This window comes from Bacillus sp. FSL R7-0685 (assembly GCF_038002425.1).
Lineage (GTDB): Bacteria > Bacillota > Bacilli > Bacillales > Bacillaceae > Bacillus > Bacillus subtilis.
Window position 1 is genome coordinate 3,738,070 of record NZ_JBBOCN010000001.1, and the last position, 14,611, is coordinate 3,752,680.

The 14,611-nt window shown below is 45.3% G+C and carries 12 protein-coding genes; all 12 read right to left on the reverse strand.

Features of this window, described 5'->3' with window-relative positions; translation table 11 throughout:
* Nucleotides 1-2: 2 nt before the first annotated feature.
* The 12 genes from bacF to bslB all read right to left on the reverse strand — a co-directional run bounded on the left by bacF (nt 3) and on the right by bslB (nt 14,371).
* Nucleotides 3-1,202, reverse strand: a complete 1,200-nt coding sequence (gene bacF / locus MKY50_RS19450) for a transaminase BacF (protein ID WP_085185500.1) — start codon at nt 1,200-1,202, stop codon at nt 3-5.
* A complete protein-coding gene (bacE, locus tag MKY50_RS19455) occupies nt 1,203-2,387 on the reverse strand; it encodes a bacilysin exporter BacE (protein ID WP_341117130.1) in 1,185 nt (394 codons plus the stop codon).
* Nucleotides 2,384-3,802: an alanine--anticapsin ligase gene (gene bacD, locus MKY50_RS19460; protein WP_024571622.1), complete on the reverse strand. Its 1,419-nt coding sequence runs from the start codon at nt 3,800-3,802 to the stop codon at nt 2,384-2,386. Before bacD ends, bacE begins: the two co-directional genes overlap by 4 nt.
* An 18-nt stretch (nt 3,803-3,820) precedes the next feature.
* Nucleotides 3,821-4,582, reverse strand: a complete 762-nt coding sequence (gene bacC / locus MKY50_RS19465; RefSeq protein ID WP_162868954.1) for a dihydroanticapsin 7-dehydrogenase — start codon at nt 4,580-4,582, stop codon at nt 3,821-3,823.
* Nucleotides 4,583-4,584: 2 nt separating this feature from the next.
* Nucleotides 4,585-5,292 (reverse strand): 3-((4R)-4-hydroxycyclohexa-1,5-dien-1-yl)-2-oxopropanoate isomerase, encoded by a 708-nt coding sequence (gene bacB, locus MKY50_RS19470; protein ID WP_003244300.1) that lies wholly within the window; start codon nt 5,290-5,292, stop codon nt 4,585-4,587.
* Nucleotides 5,282-5,896: a prephenate decarboxylase gene (gene bacA, locus MKY50_RS19475; protein WP_009968341.1), complete on the reverse strand. Its 615-nt coding sequence runs from the start codon at nt 5,894-5,896 to the stop codon at nt 5,282-5,284. Before bacA ends, bacB begins: the two co-directional genes overlap by 11 nt.
* A 151-nt stretch (nt 5,897-6,047) precedes the next feature.
* Complete coding sequence (locus tag MKY50_RS19480) at nt 6,048-7,286, reverse strand: MFS transporter (RefSeq protein ID WP_341117132.1); 1,239 nt, start codon at nt 7,284-7,286, stop codon at nt 6,048-6,050.
* Nucleotides 7,287-7,495: 209 nt separating this feature from the next.
* Entirely contained in the window at nt 7,496-8,908 is a 1,413-nt protein-coding gene (locus MKY50_RS19485) for an amino acid permease (protein WP_024571626.1), read from the reverse strand.
* On the reverse strand, nt 8,908-10,608 hold the full coding sequence (locus tag MKY50_RS19490) for a M20 family metallopeptidase (protein WP_326068691.1): 1,701 nt from the start codon (nt 10,606-10,608) through the stop codon (nt 8,908-8,910). Before MKY50_RS19490 ends, MKY50_RS19485 begins: the two co-directional genes overlap by 1 nt.
* Before the next feature lie 73 nt (nt 10,609-10,681).
* Nucleotides 10,682-12,229, reverse strand: coding sequence for an L-glutamate gamma-semialdehyde dehydrogenase (gene pruA, locus MKY50_RS19495; protein ID WP_341117136.1), 1,548 nt, complete (start codon nt 12,227-12,229; stop codon nt 10,682-10,684).
* Between the two features lie 226 nt (nt 12,230-12,455).
* Nucleotides 12,456-13,730, reverse strand: coding sequence for a glutamate dehydrogenase (rocG, locus tag MKY50_RS19500; RefSeq protein ID WP_015250966.1), 1,275 nt, complete (start codon nt 13,728-13,730; stop codon nt 12,456-12,458).
* Nucleotides 13,731-13,906: 176 nt separating this feature from the next.
* Complete coding sequence (gene bslB, locus MKY50_RS19505; RefSeq protein ID WP_032730318.1) at nt 13,907-14,371, reverse strand: biofilm surface layer hydrophobin BslB; 465 nt, start codon at nt 14,369-14,371, stop codon at nt 13,907-13,909.
* Nucleotides 14,372-14,611: the final 240 nt, after the last annotated feature.

Below are 14,611 nucleotides of genomic sequence, written 5' to 3' on the forward strand. Positions count from 1 at the left end.
TTTTAGCGGGATGTTTCTTGTAATGACCCGAACGGCAGGTTCAGCTTTTGAATCCGCGTGACAAATTCCCGCAGATCCTCCTGCTTCGACACCATTGAGATTCTGACATGCCTTTTTCCGTTGCTTCCAAAAATTTCGCCCGGTGTGACTACGACATGGGCATGCTCCAGCAAGTAATCGGAAAATTGGTGAGATGTCTCAAACGTATTCGGAATTTCAGCCCATACGTAAAAGGTTCCTTTTGGCTTTTCCATCTTCCAGCCCAGTTCCTTTTCACAAAGCGCCGTAAAAAAGTCAATTCGTTCCTTATAAATTCGTTTCAACGATTCCGTATGCTCCGGATCTCCAGAAAGCGCCGCACTCGCTGCCTGCTGCAGCCCGCCGAACATGCCGACAAATACATGATCCTGAAATTCATTGACGGCCTGAATGATCCTTTCGTTCCCAACCGCAAACGCCATTCTCCAGCCGGCCATGTTAAATGTTTTTGAAAATGAATAAAGCTCTGCTCCGACAATTTTGGCATCCTCTGCCTCAAGAAAACTGGCCGGTTTTTGATCGAATTCAAACGCTCCGTATGCAAAATCATGAATCAAATGGATGTTATGCTCTTTCGCAAAAGCAGCAGCTTTTGCATAAAAAGCCGCATCAGCCACAGCTCCAGTGGGGTTGTTCGGATAGTTTAAAAACATAAGCTTCGCTTTTTCCAGCACGGCTGGATCAATCTTTTCAAAATCCGGCAGATAGCCATTTTCTTCATACAGCGGCATTTCGTAAAGCTCAGCTCGCGCCATCGTAATCCCTGATAAATATTCAGGGTAGCCTGGATTCGGGACTAAAGCGATGTCTCCCGGATTGAGCAGGCATTGTGTCAGCACATACAAACCGGCTTTCCCGCCTCCGAAAAGCGCGACCTCCGTTTCAGGATTGATTGTCACGCCGTATTCTCTTTTATAGAAAGCAGCGATTGCTTCCTTCAAAAAAGGATAACCTCTGAATGGGCCGTATCCATGAAACGAAGGATTCAGAGACGCCTCCCGCAAAGCCTCGACAATATGCGGCGGAGTGGGAAGGTCAGGGTTCCCCTGTCCGAGATTAATGATATGGGCTCCCGTTTTTTCCATTTCCTTTACCTTTTGAAAAACGAGAGAAAACTCCTGCCTTGGAAGTGTCTTGATGACATCGGACGGTGTTATTTCCATCTAAAAGACTCCTTTTTGCTCCGCTTTGTTATCCCGTTCCAAAAACGATTTGTTGACGAGCTTCGTATGCAGAAACAAACCGCATACGATCACGACAATCAGCCCCATAATGACCGGAGCGCTTAGGATGTTAATGAACATTGAACCAATAGAAATGCATAATCCGATAGACGCTTCGGCCACTGAAAAAATGCGCCCTTGAATCTGGTTTGCCGCATTTTCCTGAACCTTCACTTTTGCAAGCACTTCCCCGTATTCCATCGCGATGAAAAAGAGGATCGCCGCGATGACAGAAACAGCGAATATCGGTGTGAATAAAAACAGCGCCAGCGAGACAATGGATAAAACGGTAAAGTACGTCAGGCCTCTATTGTTGTTAAAGCCCCATTTGCTGACAAGCGCCGCTCCGATAAAGCCGCCGAAGCCGATGCAGAACGTGAGAATAAAGTTGCCGATTTCCCCGTCACCCAGAAAGCGGCTGACAATCGGAAAATAGCTGTACACAACTCCCCACAGCAAAGCCATTGTAATCATCGTAAACATGGCGTTTAATACGAATGCATTGGTTTTGATTTCCTTGAGTCCTTCCTTAAAAGACTGAAAGGCCTCTTTAATGTTTTCAGATTGAATCGGCACAAATTGCAGTTTGATACGGCTGATGAAAAATGCCGAAACCAGGTATGTCACACCGTTAAAGGCAACAGCCAGCTCTACAGATCCGCCTAACAGAAAGAGCCCTCCGGCAGCGGCCCCGACGATAATGGAGATGGTTGTCGCTTTTGCAAATAACGTGTTGATGCTTTTAATATCTGATTCCAAGGACGACATGACAGCGAGACGGGCGGGATTAAAAAACACGCCGCTTCCATAAGAAATAAACAGCAGGGCCAGAAAAATCAGCGGATACTCGCCTTTTGGAAGAAATGTGAGCCCCAAAAAGATGATGCCTCTGATGATATCCGTCCACAGCATGATCTTAATTCTGTCTAACCGGTCGACCAGAACCCCCAAAAACGGCTGAAACACCATCGGAATGCTTCTGACCACGATGACCCCGGACGTCACCCAATAATCGTGATAATATGTAGACAAAATGAGCAGGGCAGGGAGAACACAATAGTCTCCCATGAACGATAGCGCCTGCCCGTAAAGCAAGTATTTAGAGTTGGGTTTCAGCTGTTTCATACTGGCAGCACATACTTTGCCGTCAGCTTTGCATGCTGCTGAATTTGTCTGATTGATTCAGCCACATCCTGTGAATTACTGCCTTTCAGTTCAAATGCAGCAATGGAATTGAAAGCTTCAAACAATGTCAAATCAACTGAAGTGCCTGGTGCTGCGGCCGAAAAAGAAACGATTTCAGTATCCCCTTTTAAAAGCCCGTCAGGCAGATCGATCGCTTCAATGACCAAATCCTCAGCAGTTTCTGGAATCTGGCCATTTTGTTTGAAATGCTGCGGGTACAAATGGCAGTCGGCGACATAGTAAGGCTCTTGATCCAATAATCCGTCAGGCAGATCGGCGTCTTTTCCGAAACAGAGGACATCTAATAATAATTGCGCCATATCAAGGCCGAAAACCTTTTTAATGTTAGGAATCATATTCCAGCCGGCAAATCTGGCTGCTGATTCTATTAAACCCGGTTCTCTGTTTTTCATTAGCTTGATCTCTGTATGTGTTGCGCAATTTTGCAGGCCAAGCCCTTCATTTGCCTTTTTGGCAGCTTCGACAATTTTCTTTTTTGCCTCTTCATCCAGAATGGACGGCGTAATGTGGGATGTCTCTGTAAACCCGATTTGCGGCGTTTTATCATGAATGGCGATCGGGAAATACTCACCGTCAGCCATGATGCCTTCTATACTGATATAGTCGGAGTACCCTTCTGTTTGATACCAGTCTCCGTACTCACCCTGTAAAAATTCTTCAGCGATAAACGGCGCTTCAAACGTAACCGCCTTTGGCACGTTAATTGATTTCAGATAGTCATTGACTCTGTTAAATTCATCTTCTGCCGTCTCAGTGTCCGTAATCAGCGTTACACCGATAGAACTCGCTAAGTATGTAGGCTTTAAGATAAGAGGTGTGCCGATCTCTTCAAGAGCAGCACGGAAATCTTCAAGAGTTGTGACTCGTTTGTTTTTGATCGATTTGACTCCGGCCTTATTAAAAGCGTCCCTCATTTTATTTTTATCTCTGGCATTTTCGGCTGCCTGCACGCCGGCACCTCTCAGGCCCAAACGTTCACAGGCTTTCGCCATCGGAGCAATGAATAATTCATTGTTTGTTGTGATGGCATCCGCCCCAAACATTTCGGCAACCTTGACGATTTGCTCGACGACCTCTTCCTCAGGCTTGTCATGATCCTCATGCGCCCAATAAATGGAATCAGGATGCTCAAAATCAGCTAAACTCTTAAAATAGTCTTTATCTTTTATGACCGCGACCGAGTATTTTTCAATCAATGCTGCATGGGAGGCTGTAATTGCAAAAGGTCTTGGAATAAAGCTGACCAGGTTATATTTTTCAGCAGCGCTTTTATAAAACATGTGCGGCGGGCAGCCTCCAAGATCAGCGATGACCAATACTGTTTTTCTCTCCATATGTAAAACACTCCTTCTCTATTGTGCGGTGTATCCTCCGTCTGCGGTGATGGCGCTTCCGGTCATATAGCTTGATAAATCCGAGGCTAAAAACAGCATCACGTTTGCGATTTCTTCAGGTTTCCCAAGCCTCAGCAGCGGATTTACCTTCGCCTTTTCTTTTTTGATCTCTTCAAGTGTGCCTTCATTATTTTCAAGGAATGATTTTTCATTCAGTGGTGTGTCGATGATCCCTGGGCATACGCAGTTCACGCGAATTTGATGCTTCGCATAATCAACGGCCATTGATTTAGTCAGCTGCAAAACCCCGCCTTTGCTGGCGTTATAAGCAGGAATATCAGGCCATGCCACGAGTCCGCCGACAGAGCACGTATTAATGATGTTGCCCTTGCCGGCGGCCAGCATATGCTTGAGTGCATGTTTGCTCATTAAAAACATGCCGGTCAAATTGACTTGCAGCACCTTGTTCCAATCGCTGAGCTCCATCTCGTGAATAGGCGCCACGATTTCGATGCCTGCATTATTAATCAAGACATCGAGCCCGCCAAATGTATGAACCGCCGATTCAACTGCGTGCTGGCAGGCAGCTTCGTCTGTGATGTCCGTTTGCACAAAGTGCAGCCTGTCATTATTTTCTTTTCGTACCATTGCTTCTCCCTGCGCTTCATCAATATCCGCCACAACCACATTGGCCTGCTGGCCCAAAAAAGCCTGAACCGCAGCATAACCAATGCCTGATGCGCCTCCTGTTATGAGGACGGTTTTATCGGTGAGTTTCATGATCATTCATCCGCCTTCATTTTTTTTGCTTTTGCCCTGTTATAGCGCGGCGGGAAGAAGATATTAATCGATTTTGATTCTTTTTCCGAACGGTTGATGGCACCATGATCTTCGCGAGGCTCACAGAAATAGGCTGTGCCGAATTTCATCTCGACTGTGCAGCCTTCGACCGTCATGTCATAGCCGCCGCCGATGCAGATGCCTATTTGTTCATTCCGATGTTTATGGAAAGGCATTTCTCCGCCATTTCCAGGGATTTTGGCAAGCATAATTTCTACCCAATCCTCAACAAAGAACGTGACTTCCATGCCCGGCAGCAGGTCTCTTGTTTTGAAAATATCCAAAAAGTAGTCCTCAGGACTTGTATATGTTTCATCAGCTTTCAGCCGCTTGATATCAATAGCAATCACTTCTTGGTCTGTGTCGTTTCTTGCCCCGTGAGGCACATGCGGCGGCGCGATATAGGCAGATTCCAAGGCTGTCATTTTTCTTGTCACATCTCCGACAGTCATCATCAGCTCGCCAGAAACGACCATGCCGATTTGGACCTCCTTATGCTGATGGGGTTCAACATTGGTATGCGGCGGGACGTAAGACATTAATACTTCAGTATCCCCTCGTACGGTTGAATACTGCCTCACTCCGTTTTCCCATTCAATTAATTTCGGTGTCGGGAAATAAAGCTCCTGCATATCTTCTTTAGTTTTCATCATCAACGTCTCCTTTTCCAAATAATGACCAGCTCATTGGAATGCTTTTGAATGTTTTTACAAAGGTTAGCCCGTACTTTTGCCGTGCAAGCTCATTGGTTAAGGCAATGTCATACAAACCTTCTTTTACTTTTCTTGCGGCTTGACTGGTTGAATTGACTAGTTTGAAACGAACATCTTTGCGGGTAAAATATTTTATTAAATTAATAGGTGAAGGATGTGAAACAATAACAGATGTATCAAGCATATCGTCTCTGAATTCAAAATCAGGACGAACAGCCAGGCCGTACATCGGTGTATCGCACCTGAAGATCTGCAATAGCTGCAAATCCGGCCTCATGTAGAAATGCTTAATGCCATCGTAAGCATGTGGGACGATGGTATATTCCAGCGGGCTTTGGAGCGTCCTTTCGATGCACGATTCAAAAGTATCATGCAAGGACAATTTACTGTTCAGCCCTTGTAGAAGAGTAAAATTGGAAATGAAATGCTTTGCTGCGTACTCACTGCTTGTCCCCTCAGGGCCGAGCGTGTTGACTGTAATGAGTTTGGATAGTGAATCAGTTCTTTTTTTTGTCTGAATGCTATTATCCAATATAATCATGAGCACCAACCAATCTTTTAAAATTTTAAGTAAATTTTATCCAGCGGCAATTGAACTGTCAATGTTTTTTGAAAATATTGATAATTATTCCCATACAAACAAAAAAACCCTTTATAAAGGGTTTTTAATTATAGGAATTTAGAAACTTTGTTTATTGAGATAAGGACTGATCGGCCTTCTGCTCAAGTTTGCCGTACTTTTTATATGCGAATACACTGAGCACAAATCCGAGGACTGTGATGGCGGCACAAATCAATCCGACAGCTGCATAGCCGTATGCTACATATACGGGTCCCATTAAAGCAGAACCTAATGTCACGGCCAGATTCGAGGCGAGGCTGTAAAACACCATGACTTTTCCGCGATGACGCTCTGAACAGTCACTCAAAATGGTGCTGAGCAGCGTCACCGTCAAACTTTGCATTAATCCCCAAATAAATAGGCTGGCGATTAACAGAAACATTGACTCCGGCGCATATGGTAAACACGCCAGCAGAACACTGATGACCCCCAGCGCAATCAAAAGGGAGCGCATTTTTCCGATGCGGTCGGCTATCTTTCCTGTAATCACACTCATGGAAAACCCGATTCCGTAAATCATGATAAATAAGCCCGCAGCCGTGTTTCCTCCGGTAAAAACGTCCTGAAGATAGGTGCCTAGAAAGGAATACATACCGTAAAAACCAATCATATTACAGAAGGTTATCGTGATATAAACAGGTACACGAGGGACTTTCAGCGCATCCCGGAATGTTCCTGCCGGCTCTTCTATTTCTTCCTTGCCGCTGTTTTTATGTTGGGCATGGCGGCGCATTTCAAGGAGAATCAGCAGGACAACTAAAACACCCATCAGGGCGAAAATCCAAAACGTCCATCTCCAATGCAGGACGCCGCCGATAAATGATCCGAGCGGCACTCCGAAAATCAGCGCCAGCGACCAGCTTGAAACGATCAGCCCCATCACCTTGCCCCGGTATGTATAAGGAACACGATCACCGACAACTGCGTAAGCGGTCGGAACAAACGCTCCCGCAGCCAATCCCGAAAGCGCCCGGCCTAAAAAGAAGAAAAAAATATTTTGAGCTAAAGCGCATATCACCGTTCCTATGATAAAAATCATAAGCCCGGCCAATAAGCTCAGTTCTCTGGAGTATTTATCGCCTAATGGAACCAAAAGCGGCGCACCGATAAAAATCATAACGCCGTAAATACTGATAGATAACGCAAGGACGCTGACATCTGAGCTGAAGGCTTTTGCTAAATCCGGCAGCAGCGGTGAGATCACAAGCTCTTCAGATCCGGCTGCAAATACCCCCATCGTTAAAGCCAGTGCCAACAATAACGGAAAATGATGTTTTGTTTTGATGTCATTGTTTTGATTGCTGTTCATTCTTTCTCAAACACCTCTTCCATAATCTTCTTATCATAAAGTTGTATTATAGTTTAGCATTGTTTTTTCACTATTTACAATTCGAACGAAATATTTATAAGTTTTATTATTTTCATTTAAATCCCATTATATATTTCTATATTTCATTCTAAAAATACATGAGGATGTAATGCGTAAAAAAAGCTCTCCGGCCTCCCGGAGAGCTTTTTCTATTGCGCCTCTGTCTGCTTTTTTTCAATCGGTTCATGATTTATACGCTTTTTGATGCTTAGATGATAGTATGCATAACAGAAAATAATGATCGGCACACCGCAGTATAAGCCGATTCTTTGATCCGGAATGAAAATAAGGCTGATCAACACGCAGCCATATAAACAAAATCCGAGAATCGGGACTAGCGGATAAAGCGGCGTTCTGAACTCCAGATCATTCACATTTCCGCCTTCTGCCAGGAAACGTCTGCGAAAGAAAAATTGCGACGCACAAATGGACATCCATGCGACAACTGTGACCATGCCCGAGATTGAGATACACCATAAATACACTGTTTCTGCGGCCATGACACTTGTCAGCAGCGAACAGCCTGAAATGCCTAGCGTAATCAGCAGAGCATTCATCGGCACGCCTTGTTTTGTCAGTCTGGTGAGAAAGGATGGACCCATTTGATTTGATGAAAGTGACCACATCATACGCGACGCCGCATACAATCCCGAATTAGCAACAGATAAAATGGCTGTTAAGATGACAAAGTTCATGATATCTGCCGAAAATGGGATGCCGATTTGATCGAGTACCGCTACAAATGGGCTTTCAATCACCCCCGCCGTTTTGTACGGAAGGATCGCAACCAAGACGAACATAGCGAGCACAAAGAAAAACAGCGTGCGCCAAATGACATTTCGAATGGACTTTGGCAGTGTTTTTTCCGGGCTTTCACTTTCCCCTGCCGCAATGCCGACAAGCTCCGTACCCTGGAACGAGAAGTTCACCATGACCAGCGTAAACATAACGGCCAGCACCCCATTAGGGAAAAGCCCTCTATCAGTCATAAAGTTAGACAAAAAGGGTGTCTCCTGTCCGCCTTTAAAGTCAATCAAGCCAAACACAGCGGCTCCGCCAATCACAATAAATAATATGATCGCTGCCACTTTGATGCTTGAAAACCAAAATTCCATTTCCGCAAAGCTTCTGACAGAGAGCGCATTAATCAAAAAGATGACGATGCCGAACACGAGGCACCATATCCAGATCGGAACGGAGGGCAGCCACCTTTGCATCAAAATGCCTGCTGACGTCAGCTCTAACCCCACTGTATTCGCCCAGCTGAACCAATACAGCCAGCCAATCATAAAGCCTGTCGACGGTCCCAGAAATTTAGTGGCGTAGGCCTGAAACGATCCGGCCACCGGCATGGCAACAGCCAATTCTCCTAAACAAAGCATGACGAGATACATTAAAAATCCGCCGATGATATAAGCGGCAATGGCGCCGAGCGGTCCCGCCTGGCTAATGGTAAAGCCAGAGCCTAGAAACAGCCCAGTGCCAATCACCCCTCCCAAAGCAATCATAAACAAATGCCTGCTTTTCATGCTGCGCTGCAATTCATTTTTATGATTCTGCATCATCCTTCCCCCTTTGGTTCTTTTGCCGTGATGGTCATCCGGTAGCTCTGCAAAAGGTGAACGGTGGTTTGCTGTATGAGGAGAGGCAATACATGAAATGTGTACGGTTTATAGACTCGTTCTGTCCATTTATGGCCGTCTTTTCCATACACACCCATATTAATGGATGGAATATTCAGCTTGCGTATGTCTTTGAACGGAATGGTCCCAATCATATTCCACCCAGGGAAGTTCCTGATAAAAGAATCAATTTCGCCATCGGTTTCGTGCAGTGATAAAAAACTGCCGTCTGCCAAGTAGGGGAAAAACTTTTTGAAGACAAATGTTTCGCCTGTCGATTCAGCGGTTTTGTCAGCCGCTTCTTTAATCACATGCTGCAAAAGCTGATCTCTTGCGCTATCTTCTTTCAAATAGTTATGCGGCAGGTAAGGAGGTGCGTAAAATAGAATGACTTTTGCGCCTTGATCGGGGTCAAGCTTTTGAAGCTCTTCGATTGCCTGAAAGCATCTCATGCGAAGTTCAAGGTGCTCGTTGGCTTTGAATGTCTGCTCGATACACTGCTCGGGATCTATCCCCCGGTTTCTCAGCTTTTCTAAGTATTGCTCCAGGCTATACACTTGAATGCCCCATGATAAATGTTTCTTTGGCAGGTTGGCTCTTTTTGCATATTCTTCATAATAATCTGATAATTTTTGTTCTGTCTCTTGGCATGCTTCCTCAGTGACTTCAATAAGCAAATCCATCATTTCTTTTGCTGTTCTTTCATAAATAAAACAATTGAAGTACAAGCTGGTGCTGACAGCCGTTTGCACATTATAGGATTCCTTGTTATCACGCTGATACAAACAGGATGGGGGCAGAACCAACTCCCCTTCAACCTTTTCTGCCAGATGGATGTTATTGTGGAGACGGCTTGTGATTTCAGATGAAATGAAATTTGGGTCAATCCCTGCCAGTGTATCGCCAACATGGACTTCACGCCCGTAAATGTAAAAGCAAGGCAGCAGTTTTCCCGCGGCTCCGGTATAGATATATCTTGTCTGATCACCATCGTAAAGCGGGGTAATAAAATCCGTATTAATAGCAGCCAAATAGTGAAGCTGTTTTTCTTTTTTTAGCCGGTTCAGCTCTGAAATGCTGGCAAGAATGCCCGAATGCTGGCTCTCCTCATCGGGATTGGCCATAAACAATACATTTCCCGGCAACGTCTCAAGGTTCTCCGAAAAATGCAGGAGATTGGCTAAATGCACGGCGATGCCGCTTTGCATATCGACAGATCCTCTTCCGAACATCCACTCGCCTGATTTGGCATCCCGCTGAACATCCTGATCGAACTCATAGCGGCTGAAATACTCGGCCAATTTCTCACAATCAAAAGCGATATCCTTTAAAGGGCCGAAATCTTCGATTCCAACTGTATCCAGATGGGCATGGTAAATGACTGTATTACGGCTTTCTCCATGTCCTTTAATAAACGCAAAAATATTTTTGCGATTGTATGGGTCATTGGGAATGGCCTGTTCCCACACATGACTGGGGTTTTCCTGAAAATAAGGATAGCTCGTGATCACTTCTTTGATGAAATCTGCTTTTGTCCCTTCTCCAACGGTGCCGTTCACGCTGCTGAGGCTGACCAGAGATGCTGTCAGCGCCTCCACTCTTTCAGCCGGATTCATGTGACTGATTTTTGTATACTGCATAAATTGTCCTCCTGATCAAAAAGTTGAAATCGTGCGATCCGCTAAAGAATCGCACGATTTTATTTCTCTCAAATCAAAAAGCTTCGGACGTTGTTTTGGCTTGCATATGAAGAATTAAGTAATCGGGACCGCCTGCTTTTGAGTCTGTTCCTGACATATTAAAACCGCCGAACGGCTGATAGCCGACAATTGCTCCGGTACATCCTCTGTTAAAATATAGGTTTCCGACATGGAAATCCTCGCGTGCCCGTTCAATGTGCGCACGGTTTTTCGTCAGAAGCGCACCTGTTAATCCGTATTCCGTGTTATTGGCAATCTCCAGCATATGATCGAAATCACGCGCTTTGCAAATCGCAACAACCGGGCCGAAAATTTCTTCCTGCATCAAGCGGGCGTTTTCATCAACATCTGCAAAGATCGTCGGCTGAATAAAGTAGCCTTTTGAATCATTGCCTTCTCCGCCGGCCAATAGCTTGCCTTCAGATTTGCCGATTTCAATGTATTTCATCACTTTGTTGTAGGATGCTTCATGAATCACGGGACCCATATACGTATCAGGATCTTCTGGATTGCCGATAGTCAGCGTTTTGGTCAGCGCCACAGCTTTTTCCACCACTTCATCATAAACATCCTGATGAATGACCGCGCGGGAGCCCGCAGAACACTTTTGTCCTGAATATCCAAATGCTGAGTACACGATAGAGGATGCAGCAAGGTCAAGATCAGCGTCCTTGTCGACAAGCACTGTGTCTTTTCCGCCCATTTCTGCAATTACCCGTTTGAGCCATTTTTGGCCCGGCTGCACTTTGGCGGCTCGCTCATAAATCCGGCAGCCGACTGCACGGGAACCTGTAAATGAGACAAACCGTGTTTTCGGATGCTCAACTAAGAAATCACCGATCTCCGCTCCATCTCCCGGAATGTAATTCAGAACGCCGTTTGGCAGACCCGCTTCCTCCATGACCTCGACAAATTTTGCTGCCACTACCGGGGCTGCGTCAGCCGGTTTTAAGAGAATCGTATTTCCTGTCACAATCGCTGCCGCCGCTGTTCCCGCCATAATCGCAAGCGGGAAATTAAATGGAGAAATGACGATGCCCACGCCAAGCGCTTCGTAATGATATTGATTGAACTCGCCAGCACGGCTCTTCACCGGAGCCCCTTCCTTGAGCTTTAACATTTGGCGCGCGTAGAACTCTAAAAAGTCTATCGCTTCAGCCGTGTCCGCATCTGCTTCCTTCCACGGTTTTCCCGCTTCCTTCACAAGATAGCTTGAAAATTCATGCTTTCTTCTGCGCAAAATAGCCGCTGCCTTAAAGAGAATATTCGCGCGGTGCTCCGGTCTTTGTTTTTTCCAGGAATCAAATGCCTGCAATGCGGCTTGCATCGCTTTTTCAGCAAGCTCTTGATCCGCTGTAGACGCGTACCCAATGATCTCTTCTTTATTTGCCGGGTTAATAGAAATGATTTTGCGGTCCGTTTCAATTTTTTCTCCATTTATGACAAGCGGATAATGCTTGCCGAGCTGAGTGTTTACAAAGGCCAATGACTCCCCAAATGCAGTTTTATTCTTTGCTTCCGTAAAATCGGTAAATGGTTCGTGCGCGTATGTGACTGTCATATGTAGTCCCCCTCGTGTTATGAAATATATCTTCGCATATGAATAAAAATGCAAGAATCATGCCATTTTCTTGTCTTTTGCTGAAAAAACTTGTTGAATCGAACAGAAATTTGTCTAACAGGTGATCACCTTTCTCTTTTTCCGATCTTGAACGCAAATTTATTTTGCGATTTTTGCTCTTTACGCAAAAAACAAATGCAAAATTATTTTGCGGAGGCTTCTCAAATTATACCCATCCGCGGAATCGCGATGCTTCTGCCGATTTTCTGATGCCCGTCATGTAAGCCGCCAAACGCATATCCACTTTATGTGTTGCCGCTGTCTGATAAATTGTTTCGAACGAGCTGACCATGACGTTTCTCAGTTTTTCTGCAACCTCTTCTTCTGACCAATAATATCCTTGGTTGTTTTGCACCCATTCAAAATAAGAAACCGTGACGCCGCCGGCACTCGCCAGGATATCTGGCACAAGCAGCACGCCTCTTTCATTCAGGATCTTAGTGGCATCAATGGTTGTCGGTCCGTTCGCCGCTTCAACGACGATTGACGCCTGAATGTTATGTGCGTTTTTGGCTGTGATTTGATTGGAGATCGCGGCAGGCACTAAAATATCGCAATCCTTTTCAAGCAGCTCCTCATTTGTGATGACGTCAGTAAATAAATTGGTGACCATACCGAAGCTGTCCCGTTTATCGAGCAAATAAGGGATATCAAGGCCGTCTGGGTTGTAGAGCCCGCCATTGGCATCAGAAATCCCGATCACCTTCGCGCCCGCATCGTGCATGAATTTGGCCAGGAAGCTACCCGCGTTTCCAAAGCCCTGTATGATGATGCGCGCGTTTTGCAGCTTGATCCCTTTTTTCTTCACCGCCTCTTCAATACAAATCGTGACGCCCTGTGCCGTCGCTGTTTCCCGTCCTTGCGATCCTCCCAAAACAAGCGGTTTACCTGTAATAAAGCCCGGAGAATCGAATTCCCGCAGCCGGCTGTACTCATCCATCATCCACGCCATAATCTGCGAATTGGTGTACACATCGGGAGCTGGAATATCCTTTGTCGGACCGACGATCTGGCTGATGGCACGGACATACCCCCTGCTCAGCCTTTCCAGTTCTCCAAATGACATTGTCCGCGGATCACAAATAATACCGCCCTTCCCGCCGCCGTAAGGAAGATTGGCAATCCCGCATTTGAGCGTCATCCAAATGGATAATGCCTTTACTTCCTCTTCATTAACTTCTGGATGGAAGCGAACGCCCCCCTTTGTCGGACCGACAGCATCATTGTGCTGTGACCGGTAGCCTGTGAACACTTTGACGCTCCCATTGTCCATTTTGACCGGAATGCGGACAGTGAGCATTCTCTGCGGCTCTTTCATGAGTTCATACATATCTCCCGGATAACCCAGCTTCCGAAGGGCTTCCTTAATGATTGTTTGGGTAGACAGAAATAAGTTAAGAGCTTCTTTTTCTTCATCTTTCGAGACTTGCTTTGCTGACATCTTTTTCACCTCATTGTTTTTTTGGCCGGCTGTAATGTAAGCGCTTTAAAAAATCAGCCCGCCAATTCCTTTCTTCATTGGATTCACCCTTATCATCATGCAAGATCCGTACCAGCTTTTGAATCCACAAAAAAAGAGACTGAAAACATCTCAGTCTCTGACTACAAATCTATCGATTAACGGGGATCAATCACCAGCTGCGTTTCAGCATAAAAACTGCCGATTCCCAAACCGTTTACTACATCGCCTTTAATCGTGTAAGTGCCTGCGCGAGGAAGAGTTTTACGCACCATGACAAGGTCAAATTCGGATGCGCCTAACAAATCAAGCGTAAGCGGGAGTCTGACTGTTTTTCCATCGTTTAAAATCTGTGTTTCTTTCAGTGTTCTTCCATTCACTGAATCTCTTGTCGTAGCATGAAACCCGTCAGGAAATTGAAATTCTACCGCTCCAAGAGAAAGCACCGCATTTGGTTTATATGTCACTTCAATATCAGAAGTGGTCCACTCTTTCGTGCTGTTAATTGTTTTTGCCTCGATTAATGCAGACTGTGCATGAGCTTGGCCCGAAGGAAGTAAGATTGATAGTAAAACAGCTGAACTGATGAATAATGAAGATACGAATGAAGTTCTTTTTAGCATGACATTTCCCCCTAAATGATTGTTGAAATTTGGCCAGAGCGTCCTCTGCAGAAAAAGCGCTTTTTCATAATTCGCGAATTACCAGTTCTTTTTCTTAAAAATTAATCTATCATCATTTTCCATGGAAGTAAATGTTTTTTAAGGAATATTAACACTTGGAATTCAATGAGAATTTCTTCCTGTTTATACAAGGTTCAAATGGACGATTTCCCTCTCTTTTTCTAGTAACATCCGCCTGAC